The 13,189-nt window shown below is 59.8% G+C and carries 15 protein-coding genes; 6 read left to right on the forward strand and 9 right to left on the reverse strand.

The features are described 5' to 3' along the window. Positions 1-3: 3 nt before the first annotated feature. Positions 4-1,059 carry an ABC transporter substrate-binding protein gene (locus tag ACYG9Y_RS02745; protein WP_023696855.1) on the reverse strand — a complete coding sequence of 352 codons (1,056 nt, stop codon included), beginning with the start codon at positions 1,057-1,059 and terminating at the stop codon, positions 4-6. A gap of 121 nt (positions 1,060-1,180) precedes the next feature. Here ACYG9Y_RS02745 and ACYG9Y_RS02750 point away from each other — a divergent pair, with 121 nt between their 5' ends. From ACYG9Y_RS02750 to ACYG9Y_RS02775, 6 genes are all read left to right on the forward strand, one after another. Next, the gene (locus tag ACYG9Y_RS02750; RefSeq protein WP_023713980.1) at positions 1,181-2,515 is read left to right on the forward strand and encodes an aspartate aminotransferase family protein; all 1,335 of its coding nucleotides are present in this window, start codon (positions 1,181-1,183) and stop codon (positions 2,513-2,515) included. Beyond that, positions 2,515-3,252, forward strand: a complete 738-nt coding sequence (locus ACYG9Y_RS02755; RefSeq protein WP_023713979.1) for a GntR family transcriptional regulator — start codon at positions 2,515-2,517, stop codon at positions 3,250-3,252. The genes ACYG9Y_RS02750 and ACYG9Y_RS02755 overlap by 1 nt, the downstream gene beginning before the upstream one ends. Positions 3,253-3,329: 77 nt before the next feature. Beyond that, complete coding sequence (locus ACYG9Y_RS02760) at positions 3,330-4,358, forward strand: ABC transporter ATP-binding protein (protein ID WP_023713978.1); 1,029 nt, start codon at positions 3,330-3,332, stop codon at positions 4,356-4,358. A gap of 31 nt (positions 4,359-4,389) precedes the next feature. Continuing rightward, the gene (locus ACYG9Y_RS02765) at positions 4,390-5,325 is read left to right on the forward strand and encodes a beta-keto acid cleavage family enzyme (RefSeq protein WP_023713977.1); all 936 of its coding nucleotides are present in this window, start codon (positions 4,390-4,392) and stop codon (positions 5,323-5,325) included. Then, a complete protein-coding gene (locus ACYG9Y_RS02770) occupies positions 5,322-5,771 on the forward strand; it encodes an acyl-CoA thioesterase (RefSeq protein WP_023669863.1) in 450 nt (149 codons plus the stop codon). The genes ACYG9Y_RS02765 and ACYG9Y_RS02770 overlap by 4 nt, the downstream gene beginning before the upstream one ends. Further along, positions 5,768-6,205 carry an oligopeptide/dipeptide ABC transporter ATP-binding protein gene (locus tag ACYG9Y_RS02775; protein ID WP_050592897.1) on the forward strand — a complete coding sequence of 146 codons (438 nt, stop codon included), beginning with the start codon at positions 5,768-5,770 and terminating at the stop codon, positions 6,203-6,205. The genes ACYG9Y_RS02770 and ACYG9Y_RS02775 overlap by 4 nt, the downstream gene beginning before the upstream one ends. Positions 6,206-6,482: 277 nt before the next feature. On the opposite strand, the gene ACYG9Y_RS02780 is transcribed toward ACYG9Y_RS02775, so the two are convergent. The 8 genes from ACYG9Y_RS02780 to ACYG9Y_RS02815 all read right to left on the reverse strand — a co-directional run bounded on the left by ACYG9Y_RS02780 (position 6,483) and on the right by ACYG9Y_RS02815 (position 13,103). Continuing rightward, the gene (locus ACYG9Y_RS02780) at positions 6,483-7,175 is read right to left on the reverse strand and encodes an amino acid ABC transporter permease (RefSeq protein WP_023669865.1); all 693 of its coding nucleotides are present in this window, start codon (positions 7,173-7,175) and stop codon (positions 6,483-6,485) included. 17 nt (positions 7,176-7,192) lie between these two features. Further along, positions 7,193-7,909: an amino acid ABC transporter permease gene (locus tag ACYG9Y_RS02785; protein WP_023669866.1), complete on the reverse strand. Its 717-nt coding sequence runs from the start codon at positions 7,907-7,909 to the stop codon at positions 7,193-7,195. Positions 7,910-7,976: 67 nt separating this feature from the next. After that, positions 7,977-8,804, reverse strand: coding sequence for a transporter substrate-binding domain-containing protein (locus ACYG9Y_RS02790; RefSeq protein ID WP_023669867.1), 828 nt, complete (start codon positions 8,802-8,804; stop codon positions 7,977-7,979). Positions 8,805-8,828: 24 nt separating this feature from the next. Continuing rightward, entirely contained in the window at positions 8,829-9,569 is a 741-nt protein-coding gene (locus ACYG9Y_RS02795) for an amino acid ABC transporter ATP-binding protein (protein ID WP_023669868.1), read from the reverse strand. Between the two features lie 57 nt (positions 9,570-9,626). Beyond that, positions 9,627-10,190, reverse strand: a complete 564-nt coding sequence (locus tag ACYG9Y_RS02800; protein ID WP_023669869.1) for a peroxidase-related enzyme — start codon at positions 10,188-10,190, stop codon at positions 9,627-9,629. Next, positions 10,187-10,669, reverse strand: a complete 483-nt coding sequence (locus tag ACYG9Y_RS02805; RefSeq protein ID WP_023669870.1) for a CMD domain-containing protein — start codon at positions 10,667-10,669, stop codon at positions 10,187-10,189. Before ACYG9Y_RS02805 ends, ACYG9Y_RS02800 begins: the two co-directional genes overlap by 4 nt. Continuing rightward, complete coding sequence (locus tag ACYG9Y_RS02810; RefSeq protein WP_023804775.1) at positions 10,666-12,135, reverse strand: NAD(P)-binding domain-containing protein; 1,470 nt, start codon at positions 12,133-12,135, stop codon at positions 10,666-10,668. The genes ACYG9Y_RS02805 and ACYG9Y_RS02810 overlap by 4 nt, the downstream gene beginning before the upstream one ends. After that, entirely contained in the window at positions 12,132-13,103 is a 972-nt protein-coding gene (locus ACYG9Y_RS02815) for a LysR family transcriptional regulator (RefSeq protein WP_023669872.1), read from the reverse strand. Before ACYG9Y_RS02815 ends, ACYG9Y_RS02810 begins: the two co-directional genes overlap by 4 nt. Between the last annotated feature and the right edge of the window lie 86 nt (positions 13,104-13,189).

Genomic DNA, 13,189 nt, shown 5'->3' on the forward strand with positions numbered 1-13,189 from the left:
AAGTTACTTCGCGAGCCAGGCCTTGAAGCGTTCTTCCAACGCTTCCTTGTGCTCGGTCCAGAAGTCGTTGTCATAGGCGGCGCCGTACTGGAGGTGCTCCGGCGACGTCGGCAGGTTGGCCTTCCAGTCCGCGGGAATGAGGTCGGCGGCTTCCTTGCGGCCGGTGCCATAGGCATAGAGCTTGGAGAAGCCGGCCTGGTTTTCAGGGATGGAGAACCACTTGAGGAGATCCAGCCCGCCTTGCTGGTGCGGTGCGCCCTTCACCACGGCCCAGTAGTCGGTGCCGTAGAAGAAGCCGGCGTCCCACGCGATGGCGTAGGGCTTCTTCTCGTTGATGGCTTCGTTGGTGATGCGTGCATTGAACGCGTCGCTGAGCGTCACTTCGCCGCTGTCGAGGTTCTGGATGCCCTGCGTCGTGGTGGACCACCAGACGACGTTCGGCTTGATCTTGTCGAGCATGGCGAAAGCCCGGTCGACACCTTCCGGCGTGGCCAACACCTTGTACATGTCCTCGCGTTTCACGCCGTCGGCCATGAGCGCGTTTTCCAGCGTGAACTGCGCTTGCTGGTAGAGGCCGCGCTTTCCTGGAAATTTCTCGACGTTCCAGAAGTCCGCCCAACTCTTTGGCGCGGCGTCGCCCTTATAGACATCGGTGTTGTAGGCAAGAACCGTTGCCCATGTGTCGGACGCGACACCGCATTCATGCAGGGTGCCTGGGAGATAATTCGCCGCGTCGCCGGTGATCTCGGGCGTCAGCGGGACGAACAGGCCTTCGGCGCAGCCGACCTCCATGGCGGGCGCTTCCACCGAGACGACGTCGTAGGTAATGTTGCCCGCCTGCACTTGGGCACGCACCTTGGCGACCTCGCCGCCCCACTCTTCCATGATGATCGGGACGCCCGTCTTTTCGGTATACTTGTCCCAGACTCCATCCTTGTAGGCCTTGTCCCATGTACCACCCCAGCCGACCACCGTGACGGGATCGGCCGCGGACGCGGCAAAAGTCGAGGTCGCGAGGCAGATAGCGGCGGCAGATACGGCTTGCAGATAAGTCCTCATCGCAGTTCCCCTTTCTTATCGTTGCGGATTTGATCAAATTTCAAACGCAAAATGGATTGATTAGCAACAGGAATTTGCGATAGGGTGCAAAAAAGTTAAAAAGACAAGGGGATTTGATCGAATGCTGCAAGGCACTAGAGACGTGCGCGCCAATGTCAGTCTCGCTGCTGTTCTGGACGAGGCGCGACAGTGTTTCGCTGACGCCAACCCAAACAGCCTGGCGCGTCAGAACGAGGCCGCGGCATCGTTGCCGGGCGGCAATACGAGGGCTGTACTTTGGTACCCGCCATTCCCTGTTTCGTTCGTCTCCGGCGAGGGCTGCAGGGTGACCGATCTGGACGGCCATACCTATGTCGACCTGGTCTCGGAATACAGCGCCGGCTTCTACGGCCACTCCGACAAGGCGATTTCGGCGGCCCTTGTGGACGTCATACAGGGCGGCATCATGCTGGGTGCACCCAACCGCTACGAGGCGCGCCTGGCAGCGGCGGTGGTCGAGCGTTTTCCAGCCATCGAGCGCGTGCGCTTCTGCAACTCGGGCACCGAGGCGAACATCATGGCGATTTCCGCCGCTCGCGCCATCACGAAGCGTTCGAAGATACTCGCCTTCCGGGAAGGCTATCACGGCGGCGTACTGACTTTTGCGCATGGCGGCTCACCGCTCAATTTGCCTTTCCCCTTTGTTTTCGCCGACTACAACGATAGTGCAGGCGCCGTGGCGCTCATCAAGGAACAGGGCGACGAGCTTGCCGCCGTCATCGTCGAACCGATGATGGGCGGCGGCGGCTGCATCCCGGCGACACGCGAGTTCCTGCAGGCGCTGCGCACAGCGACGAAGGAGACCGGCGCGCTGCTGATCTTCGACGAGGTCATGACCTCGCGCCTCGACTATCGAGCGCTCCATGGTGCGCATGAAATTTTTCCCGATTTCGTGACGCTCGGAAAGTACATCGGCGGCGGTGCGAGTTTTGGCGCATTCGGTGGACGCGCCGACCTCGTCGACCGCTTCGATCCGGCTTTGCCTGGTGCGTTCTCGCATGGCGGGACGTTCAACAACAATATTCTCAGCATGGCTGCTGGTTTCACCGGTCTGACGCAGGTGCTGACGCAAGAGGCGAGCCGCGCCATCAATGCGCGCGGCGATCGCTTGCGTGAAGCGATGAACGTCTCCCTTGAACGACATGGCGTCGAGGGCATCGTCATAGGGCGCGGGTCGTTGATGAACCTGCATTTCGTCAGGGGGCCGGTGGACAAGCCGGCGCGGCTCGACGATGCCGATCCATCGGTGATTGCGCTGTGGCATATCGAGATGCTGTTGCGAGGGTACTACGTGACGCCGCGCGGCATGCTGGCGTTGTCACTGCCATTTGGCGACGCCGAACTCGACGGCTTCGCCGCCGCATTCGACGATTTCCTGTCGAGCAACCTCAAAATACTGCCCCGCCGGACAAACTGATGCTCGATCGCAAGGATGCCACCGCCGGCTCGGCCGCGCAAAAGACAGCTCATGTTCGTGTCCATACGGGCTTGAAGGAAGCACTGATGAACGGTGACTTCCTGCCCGGCCAAAGACTGGTCGTGCGACAGCTTGCCGAACAGTACCGGACCAGCGCCATGCCGGTGCGCGAGGCCTTGCGGCAACTCGTCAGCGACGAGGCGATGTTCGACCACCCAAACCGGGGCGTCATCGTCCCCGAGGCCACGGTGGCGCGTATTTCGGATCTCGTGCGTGTGCGCTGCAGCGTCGAAGGGACCGCGGCCGAATGGGCTGCGACGACCATCACGCCCGAAGAACTCGATGAATTGGCGAAGCTGAACAGCCTGATGCGCGAGTGCGTCGAGAGCAACGTCATGGCTAACTATCTCGGCCTGAACAGGCGGTTCCATTTCACGATGTACCATGCCGCGCGGTCACCTCTCATCCAGCAGATCATCGAGAAATTGTGGCTGCAGGCAGGACCGTTTTTGAACATCGTCCGCTCGGACGTGACCTACGGCCTGGGCCTGGACCATCACGACGAAATGCTCGCGGCGCTGCGTCGCGCCGATGGCGCGGCTGCGCGCAAGGCCTTGGTGGCCGATCTGCGCGAGGCCGCCGACATCATTCTTCGCGCCGCGGCGGCGGCTGAGGCGCAGCCTGCTCGAAAGCGCTCGACTTCGGTGCGCCGTGATCCGAAGGCGCAGGCTCGGTGATGGGCGGATCTCCGCGTGGGCCGGTTCACGTCGAGTTTCGCGGCGTCAGCAAGCGCTACGGGCATGCGGTCCAAGCGGTGCGCCAGCTCGACCTGGAAATCATGCGCGGCGAATTCCTGACGCTGCTAGGCCCTTCCGGGTCCGGCAAGACGACGGCGTTGATGATGCTGGCAGGATTCGAAGATACGACCGAGGGCGAAATTCTCATTGACGGTCAGCGCATCGACAACGTTCCCGCCAATCGTCGCGGCATCGGCATGGTGTTCCAGAACTACGCGCTTTTCCCGCACATGACGGTCGCCGAAAATCTGGCTTTCCCGCTCGAGGTCCGCAAACTTGGCCGCGAGGAGGTCAGGCGACGTGTCGGGAACGTTCTCGACATGGTCCAGTTGCCCGAATTCGGCAATCGGCGGCCAGCGCAGCTTTCGGGCGGGCAGCAACAACGCGTGGCGGTTGCCCGGGCCCTGATTTTCGAACCAAATCTTGTCTTGATGGACGAACCGCTTGGCGCCCTCGACAAGCAGCTGCGCGAGCAGATGCAGTTCGAGATCAAGGATATTCACGCCCGGCTGGGCGTGACCTTCGTCTACGTCACGCACGACCAGACTGAAGCGCTGACCATGTCGGACCGGATCGCAGTGTTCAGCGCCGGCCGCATCGAGCAACTGTCGACGCCGCGCGAACTGTACGAGCGTCCCGCGGCGAGCTTTGTCGCAAGTTTCATCGGCGAGAGCAACCGCATGTTGGGTGCCGTGCTGGCCGGGAGCGAGGATGGCGGCGTATCCGTCCGCCTCGACGACGGCGACGTTGTGTTGAACGCCATGTCCTGCGGTGCTGCGCTTTCTGCGGGTGTCAGGGTGACGCTGTCGATAAGGCCCGAGCGCCTGTCCGTTCTGCAGGACGGCGTCACGGCGCTCAACGAGATTCCGGCGACGGTCGTTCAATCAATCTACGTCGGCGATCATGTCCGGCTCGTCGCCGCGACCGCGAGCGGCCAGAAATTCATCGTCAAGCTAGCCACTTCATCGTCTCAGCCGAAGCTCGATCCAGGTACGGCGATCCGGCTGGGCTGTGGTCGTGAGGATTGCCTCGCGCTCGATAGATAACAACAAAAGGCAGACAAGGGAGACTCTAACCATGAAGAAATCGCCGAAAGTCGTCATCACCTGTGCGGTCACCGGCTCGATCCACACGCCGACGATGAGCCCGCATCTGCCCATAACGCCGTCAGAGATCGTCGATGCCGCCGTCGGCGCAGCCGAAGCTGGCGCCTCGGTGATCCATCTGCATGCCCGCGACCCCGAGACGGGCAAACCGACCCCCGATCCCAAGCTCTTCATGGACTTCCTGCCGCGCATCAAGCAGCAAACCAACGCGGTGATGAACATTTCTACCGGCGGCGGCCTCAAGATGACGCTCGACGAACGTCTCGAAGCCGCTCATGCCGCCAAGCCCGAACTCTGCTCGCTCAACATGGGGTCGATGAATTTTGCCTTGCACCACATCGCGCCAAAATACACCGAATGGAAGTTCGACTGGGAAAAGCCTTATCTCGAGGACACCAAGAACGGCATCGTCTCCAACACGTTCCAGCAGATCGAGCGCATCATCGTCGAGGTCGGCCAGGCCTATGGGACGAAGTTCGAGTTCGAGTGCTATGATGTCAGTCACCTCTACACGCTGGCGCACTTTCTCGACCGCAAGCTGCTGAAGCCACCGCTTTTCGTCCAGACGATCTTCGGACTTCTAGGTGGAATCGGCTCTGACCCCGAAGACATGATGCATATGCGCAGGACGGCGGAGCGACTGTTCGGAGACGACTATCTCTGGTCGATCCTTGCAGCCGGCAAGCATCAGATGAACCTTTGCACGATGGGAGCGATCATGGGCGGCAATGTGCGGGTTGGGCTGGAAGACAGTCTCTATGTCGGCAAGGGCGCGCTTGCCAAGAGCAATGCCGAGCAGGTCGCCAAGATCAAGCGAATCCTTGGCGAACTCTCGCTTGAAATAGCGACGCCCGAAGAGGCGCGGCAGCTGCTGGATCTCAAGGGTGGCAACGAGGTCGGGTTTTGACCGCGCCCGGCATTGAAACCTATGTCGGCGTCGTGCACCCTTGGATGTGCGACGCGATGGGCCATCTCAACGTTCGTCACTACGTCGCCATGTTCGATGATGCCAGCTTTCAACTGCTGGGCAGGATTGCCGCTCCCAATCTAACGCCGACTCTCGGCTGGGCGGACGTCAGGATGGAGATCGACTATGCGCACGAAACCGCGGTTGGAACCTTGGTCACCATTCGCTCGGTTGTCGAAAAGGTTGGGAAGTCGTCTCTGACCTATCTGCATGAAATGCGCGGCACGCTGGACGATGTGCTGCATGCACGCATGCGCACCGTAACGGTGCGCTTCGATCTTCAAGCGCGGAGCAAGATCGAGATCGAAGGCAAGGCCCGACAAGCGAGCGCAAATCTCCCGAGGGGTGAAGCCGATGCGCATGCGTGGTCAGAGCGCAGATCATGAACCTGTTTCTGAAGCTGCGCGATGATTTCGGAATGTCATGTCTTCTCATTGCGCACGATCTGGCCATCGTTCGCCAGGCCGCACAGCGCGTCTACGTGATGTATCTCGGCCGCGTCATGGAAGAAGGTGAGAGCGGCGCGCTCTATAGCCAGCCCGCACATCCGTATACACAGGCGCTGCTCAGCGCGGTCCCGTCGACAAATCCAGTTGAGGAGCGCGAACGTCAGCGGATCATTCTAAAGGGAGATGTGCCAAGCCCTGTGAATCCGCCGACCGGATGCCGTTTTCGTACGCGCTGCCCTGCCGTGCAAAGTGTTTGTGAGACATCGCCTCCGGTCAACAGCTTGTCGGAATCGAATCTCGCAAGTTGTCATTTCGCTGGTCGGATCAAAGCGGGTATCCTGCAGGAATACGACGTGAGACAAGTCGGATAAACCGGCGTGGGAGACGGAGAGGCCCAGGTTCTCCAATATTGATGCGTACTCGCGGCGCCGAATACGGCTTGGGGATCTCCATGCCAGTAGCCGGAGACCGGATTCCTCTGGTCGGCACAGTCGCAACGTTGCGTCGGCGCGATCGGTGCTTCAGTCGGCATTCAGCGGTACATGCATCGGCTACTTGGGTTTCTCCTCAAGCTTTTCATCCCCGAAAGAATTGCCTCCCAGGTGCGGCTCGATATCCGAAGCTTGACGATTCTATCCCACATTCGCCTCACGTCCGCACCCTCAACGCCTGCTCCAGCCTGTCGGCAATCTGTGTGACGATATAGGCAATCACCATGTAGATCACGACGGCAATCACGAAGGCTTCGAGGTAGTAGTAGTTCAGGGCGGCGGTCAGCTGGGACTGGGCGAAGATATCGACGACCTCGATGGCGAATCCGAGAGAAAGCGCCTTCATGATGACCATCATCGAAGTCGTCAGGTCGGGAATTGCCGTGAGGGCCACCTGGGGAAACAGGATACGTCGAAACAGTTGGCCGCCCGTATAGCCGAGCGAATGGGCCGCGTCCGACTGACCGGTGTCGAATGCATTCAGGGCTCCCTTGATAATCTCGGATTGGAACGCGGCGACACAGCCGGTAATCGCAACGACAAGAATGACCCAATTGGGGGTTTCGTGAGCGTTGAAGTTGATCCCGAGCAACGAGAACAGGAACTGGAATGCGGGCGGCAGACCGAAATAGGCGAGGAAAATCACGATGACCATTGGAACGCCCTTGAAGACGATCTTGTAAGTCATGATGAGCTCTCGCAGAACCGGCACCCGTCTGTATTCGATCAGCGCGAATATGCTGCCGACTATCGTCGACAGGACGAAAATCAAGAGTGCCATTCCAACGGTCACGGGTACGGCACTCAGAATTTCCTGCGTGTCCTGGAGCAAAATATCGGTATCAAACATGGTTGAATACCCTTACGTCAGACGCTCGCGAGGAGCTCGTTCTTGATCTGAGTTGTTGTCGTTGCCTCTGGCGCTTGCATCGGTGATCGAAGCTCGAAGAAGCGCACGATGAGCCATGCGACCAGGCACATCAGCGAATAGATGACCGCCAGGACGAGGTAGGTTTCGAACTGGAACTGGTTGTAGTCGCGCTCCATGATCAAATGCGCAGTCGCCATGACGTCGGCGGCGCCGATGTACATGACCAGCGCAACGTTATGGATCAGGTAGATGACGGAGTTCCCGTAGCCCGGTAGTGCGAAGTGCACCCCTTGCGGGCCGACGACGCGAGTAATTTTCTGCCGGAACGTATATCCAAGGCTATCGGCCGCATCGTGCTGGCCGCGATCGACGGCAAGATATGCAGGCCGCATGACTTCCGACAGATATCCTCCATGGTAGAGGCTCAACCCCACCATGGCAGCCATCGTCGGCGAAATAAAATCTTTGGCGCCGAACAGGATCACCAACAGCGGAAGCCCATAAAACGCGACGAACAGCTGCAGGACGACAGGAACGCTCCGGGCATAGGACACGTAGAGGTCCACCAGGTGACTGATCAGTGGCACCCTGCGAACACGGAGTGTTGTCGCGATGAGAGCCAGACAGAACCCGGAAATGAGGGCCGTAAACGTGATGGCGAGCGTCAGCGGCAGTGCCGTTAGCAACTCGGGAATCATAGCAGATACATCCACTTTGAAACGCTCCTTCTTGCAATTCAGCCTTGCCGCTGACTAGCGAATATGGCCCTCAACGGCCGTGCTATTTCATGTACTGGACGATGCCCTCGCCGAACCACTTCTGCGAGAGCTTCTCGATCGTGCCGTCGTCTTTCAATTCCTTGAGAACCTTGTTCACATCGTCAGCCAGAACCTTGTTCTCGTCTGATCTGTGGATCAGCATGTAGGTGTTGTTGCTGAACACTGGTTCGGACGCCACGATATCGAGTTTCTTTTGCTCGATGACGGTCTGCTCACCGAGATTGGACGGCAAGACGAGAGCGTCGAACTTGCCGTTCTGAACTTCGTCCAGCCGGTTCGGGTAGGGAATGCCTGCACTCGATGCCGTGACATCGAGCTTGTATTGCGGGTTTTCTTTCTGCCAGTTCATGATGAACTTGTAGGTTCCACCGCCGGCCGTGGTCGGAACGATCCTCTTGCCGACCAGGTCTTTCATTTCCTTGATGCCGCTGTCTTTCTTGCTGTAGATCTTCATCAGGCTGGCGCCCATGGGATTTTCCGGAATGAAGAACTGCTTGGAGCGCTCGGGCGACTTGTAGTAGCCACCCACCGCGATGTCGTACTTGCCCGTGGCGAGGCCAGTTTCCTGCGCGATGTCAGAGACACCTTCCATCTCGAACTTGTATTGCGGCAGCTTTGCGTTGATCGCCCTCAGGAGATCGGGCTCATAGCCTTGCGGCTCGACGCCGATCGCGCCCCATGCCAGCGGCTTGGATTCGGCAGACGTCGCGATCTTGATTGTCCGAACGGTCTGACCATAACTGACTCCTGCGGTTGCAAGGGCTATTGCGATGCCGCCGACGACAGCCAGGGCATGACGACGGGAAAAGCGGGATGTGATTACAGACATTTCTTAGGTTCCCTTGTTGTTGGATTATTGAAAAGCGAGTTCTGACTGCAGGAATTGAGCAAGTCGTGGGCTGGAAGGCGCGTCGAAGATATCAGCCGGGCTGCCATCGGCGGCGACCACGCCACGGTCCATGAAGACGATCCGGTTGGAGATGTTCCTTGCGAATTGCATCTCGTGGGTCACAAGCAGCGAAGTGATCCCTGACGAGGTGACGTCCTTGATCACCTTCAGGACTTCACCGACGAGTTCTGGATCCAGCGATGACGTAGGCTCATCGAAGAGTATCACGTCGGGACGAACTGCCAGGGCGCGCGCAATGCCGGTGCGCTGGAGCTGGCCGCCCGACAGTTGGGAGGGATAGCTGTCTCGCTTCGGGGTGAGGCCGACCCGCTCGAGCTCCCGCAAGGCGATCTCCCGCGCCTCGTCCGCGGACTTGCGCTGCACGACGACCAGTGGATCCATCACGTTCTGCAGGACCGTCATGTTCTTGAAGACGTTGAATTGTTGAAAGACCATCGCCGTTCGCAACCGGATCGCCTGGACAGCGACCTTGTCGGCACGCTGGTAATCCATCCGGATCTGATCGAACGCGATGGTTCCTGACGACGGCTTGGCCAGGTAGTTGATGCATTTCAGCAACGTGGTCTTGCCGGTGCCGCTGGGGCCGATGATCGAAACCACGTCACCCCGCTTTACCGAGAGATTGACGCCGTTCAGAACCTGCGTGCTTCCGTAAGACAGCTTTACATCTTTGAGTTCAAGCATTGCTGGTTGTCCCTTCGGAAAGTGTGAGACGGACTGCTTCGACCGCATGCGACATCATCACCCGCTCTCCGCATGGCCGAGAACGTGCATCAGCCGGTTTGCCCAGCCGAAGATCGATATGGCGTGGATCAGGTCGATAATCTCGCGGTCGTCCATGCCGACTGATCGAAGCGCGGCGATATCGTCTGCCGTCGCTTCCGACGGGGCCGCCGACAGGCGGCGGGCAAAACTGTAGATTGCCGCATCGCGTGGGCCGAGCGCTTCAGGTTTATCGAGATAGAGCGCGGTGACCACTTCGTCGTTCTTGGTCAGCTCTGCATGCCTGCGGGCGTGAACAACGGCGCAGAATTTGCAGCCATTGACGATGGACGCACCTAATGCACCAAGCTCGCGGTCAGGGCGGGCAAGCCCGCCTTCGACATACATGATGGCGTTGAACAAGATGGTGCGGGCAAGGTAGCTCTCAGGGTCATGCGCAAGGGTGCGCACATATTCCGAAACTTTCTTGGCTGATGGCGTGACCTTCATCGCTTCAAGCTGTTCCGGCGTGGCCTCGGATAGCTCGACCGGCGCTATGTACGGATGCCAATTCAATGGCTTCAGGCGCACCGCGGAAATCATGCCGTCCTCAACAATCGCAGGCCGGTTGCCACCCGCGTCTGGAAATTGACGAAGGCGATGAGCTCGGAAAGGGCGACGATCTGAGGATTGTTCAATCCAGCTTGGGCGAGCAGGGCGATGTGGCCCGCTTCCGCCTTTTTCGGTGTCAGCGTAATCAGGTCCACATGACGTGCGATGGTCGCCAATGGCTCTTCCAAATCCGTTTCCCCCTGGGCTAAGGCCAGAAGCTGCTCAGTCGGATCGAGCTGAGCCAGCTGCACATCAAATTCGGCCATCAGGACCGGATCGGCATTCAGAGCGGCCATGCGACGGGCCAGAGCAACCCGCAAATTAGGCGCAAGCCCTTGGTCGTTTGCTGGCTGCAGGACGGAGAGGCGACATTCCTCGGCCCCCAGCACGAATTCAGGCCGAAACCGACGCGCGCTGAAAAGCGCATCGTGCGGTGATAGACCGGCGGCCTTGTCCATTGCGTCGATCACAGCGCGGCCTCCTTCTCCAACAAGGGTGTTGAATCGACCCATTCGTCGCCCAGAAGTTCGGGCGTGTCGTAAGCGATCAGGTTGGCGAAGTGGGTTTCGACATCTTCGGCAAACAGCGATGCGGCAATGCCGCGGACCAAACGGTCGGCACCCGCGCTGACGGCTGGGATATCACCGGAGACCTTGCCGTGCGTCAGCATGGCGGCGTCGTTGAAGCAGTGGATATGCGACAGCATCGGGCAGGAGCCGGGGACGCGCTCACGAAACTCGAAGGCGGGACCTAGGTCCGGTGCATCGGACATGCCTGCACGCGCCGGCCCCATGTCCGGTGTATATCGGCCATCCGACCAGGTGCGGATATGTGGCGCGATGGCTGCAAATTCCGGGCGGCCGTTGAAGTCGTTTGAAAAGCCGGTTGCCGCGATCAGGAAGTCGTAGCGCATCAGCCCCTGGGTGGTTTCGATAAGCAGGCCTCCCGCATCTTCCGTGACCGCGACGATGCCGCAGTCGAGAAAGAACCGGGCATTGGGGTGGCGAGAAACGCGAAGCGTCGATGAACGCGGCGGCGGCGTCTGGGTTGAGGCGGTGTAGTCGAAGAACTTCCACTTCCAGGCATCGGGCAATTGATGCATGCCGAGTACAATACCCGGACTGCCGATTCCGGTCAGCTTGTTGATGCGCGGCATTTCCTTGCGCCGGATCAACATGTCCACAGATCCGGCGCCCGCCTCGAGTGCGGTTGCGGCATTGTCCATGGACGAGGCACCGGCGCCGATGACCGCCACACGCTTACCTTGCAGCGCGTCGAAATCGATCTCGTCCGCAGAATGGGCCCAATAAGCGCGATCGATGCCCCTGAGGAAATCGGGCACGGCAAAACCGCCCAGACCAGAGCGGCCGGTGGCCAGAACGAGATGACGGGTGAGAACCCGGCCGGATTCCGCGCCTTCGATATCGATCGCAATCAGATCACCAACCGGTGCGACGCCGGTCATGCGCACGCCGTTGCGCACAGGCAGAGCAAGAACCTTGCGGTACCAGACCAGGTAATCCATCCACTGGCCCTTGGGGATTTTGTCCAGCGACCGCCAGGCGTCGACGCCCCATTGCGCCGTGAACCAGGCGCGGAACGTCAATTGCGGCAAGCCGAGCGACGGACCGTGCAGGGTCTTCGGCGACCGGAGTGTTTGCATGCGGGCAAACGTTATCCACGGTCCTTCGAGCCCAGCCGGCGCCGCATCATAGGCGACGACATTGGTGATCCCTGCCAGCACCAGCTTTGCCGTGGCAGCAAGTCCGCACATGCCAGCGCCAATGACCACGACATCACGGACCGGGGCGCCCTCATGCATGCGTGTGGGGACCCAGGGCTTGGCGGGCAGCTCGACAAAGTCGAGATCCTGCGCAAGCTGGGCTTCCAACGCGGCAAGGCCCGTCGATGCTGCCGGGGTGGGAGTATGCTTCATATTCCAGTTCCGTTATTTGTGCCCGACGCGGGATCGTTCACCAATTGGCTGGCCAAAGCTGGATCGAGCTTCTTGAAACCGACGATCGACCGTTCAGCCACCGCTTCGACCGCATCCATCAGCGCCTGCGCGACTGGGCGAAGGGGACGTTTTGAGGCAGCCACAACGCCCCAATAAAAGAGAACGGTTACATCGATCGGGCGAATGACGACCCCAGGCAGGGCGACGCCATAGGCCGTGAGGGGATCGATGACGGCCGCGACACCAGTATGGCGCACGATCTGCAACGCGCCGTAGGCAGTATTGGTCCGGATCACCGGGCCGGTGTCGATGCCCCGGGCAGCGAGTGCCTTGGCGACATGCAACTGAAACCGCAGCGGATTGAGCAACGTAGCCACGCGACGACCCGCAAAAGCCGAAAGCGGTATGACATCAAGTTCAGCCAGCGCATCGTCCTCCCGCACGGCAGCAACATCAGGCGCCGAATAGAGCCGTAGGACATCCAGACCGGGCGTATCGAGCGGCAGGCTTGAAAACCCGATCTCGGCACGTCCGCTGCGCACTTCCTGGGCGACGATCGAGGGAAGAAACTGCCCGAGATGCGTCTCGTGCGGAAGCTCGACACCCTTGAGCTCGGCCAGGGCCGCCGGGATCAAGCCGGTGCCGATCGCGGAGGTTGTGACAATCTGCAGGATCCGCCCACGGCCGGCGGCGATCATCTTGGCCCGCGCTGCAAGTTCGGTGAAAGACATCAACAATCGCCGCGCTTCCTCCTCGAATGCGACACCCTCTTCAGACAGCTGCACCCGTCGACCGATCCGATGCAGCAATTCGAAGCCAAGTTCGGCCTCGAGCTCCTGAATGGTGCGTGTCACCGAAGGTTGGGAACGCCCGAGCATGTCAGCCGCCTTGGTGATGCTGCCGCTGGCAGCAACCGCAAGGAAGGTCTGAAGGTCCCGGGTTTCCATGTTCTCCCTACATGCGTAATTCGTATGATTGACATCGTCTCATTCATTTTTGATATATGTCAAGCGGAAACTAATAGTCGTTGCGG

Source organism: Mesorhizobium sp. W050, from assembly GCF_054719535.1.

What these genes read in the sequence shown, in the direction of transcription:
- ACYG9Y_RS02795 (WP_023669868.1), bottom strand. Translation starts at nt 9,569, where the DNA reads ATGCTTGAACTCAAAGATGTAAAGCTGTCTTACGGAAGCACGCAGGTT.
- ACYG9Y_RS02775 (WP_050592897.1), top strand. Translation starts at nt 5,768, where the DNA reads ATGAACCTGTTTCTGAAGCTGCGCGATGATTTCGGAATGTCATGTCTT.
- ACYG9Y_RS02815 (WP_023669872.1), bottom strand. Translation starts at nt 13,103, where the DNA reads ATGGAAACCCGGGACCTTCAGACCTTCCTTGCGGTTGCTGCCAGCGGC.
- ACYG9Y_RS02800 (WP_023669869.1), bottom strand. Translation starts at nt 10,190, where the DNA reads ATGATTTCCGCGGTGCGCCTGAAGCCATTGAATTGGCATCCGTACATA.
- ACYG9Y_RS02765 (WP_023713977.1), top strand. Translation starts at nt 4,390, where the DNA reads ATGAAGAAATCGCCGAAAGTCGTCATCACCTGTGCGGTCACCGGCTCG.
- ACYG9Y_RS02755 (WP_023713979.1), top strand. Translation starts at nt 2,515, where the DNA reads ATGCTCGATCGCAAGGATGCCACCGCCGGCTCGGCCGCGCAAAAGACA.
- ACYG9Y_RS02745 (WP_023696855.1), bottom strand. Translation starts at nt 1,059, where the DNA reads ATGAGGACTTATCTGCAAGCCGTATCTGCCGCCGCTATCTGCCTCGCG.
- ACYG9Y_RS02750 (WP_023713980.1), top strand. Translation starts at nt 1,181, where the DNA reads ATGCTGCAAGGCACTAGAGACGTGCGCGCCAATGTCAGTCTCGCTGCT.
- ACYG9Y_RS02810 (WP_023804775.1), bottom strand. Translation starts at nt 12,135, where the DNA reads ATGAAGCATACTCCCACCCCGGCAGCATCGACGGGCCTTGCCGCGTTG.
- ACYG9Y_RS02780 (WP_023669865.1), bottom strand. Translation starts at nt 7,175, where the DNA reads ATGTTTGATACCGATATTTTGCTCCAGGACACGCAGGAAATTCTGAGT.
- ACYG9Y_RS02790 (WP_023669867.1), bottom strand. Translation starts at nt 8,804, where the DNA reads ATGTCTGTAATCACATCCCGCTTTTCCCGTCGTCATGCCCTGGCTGTC.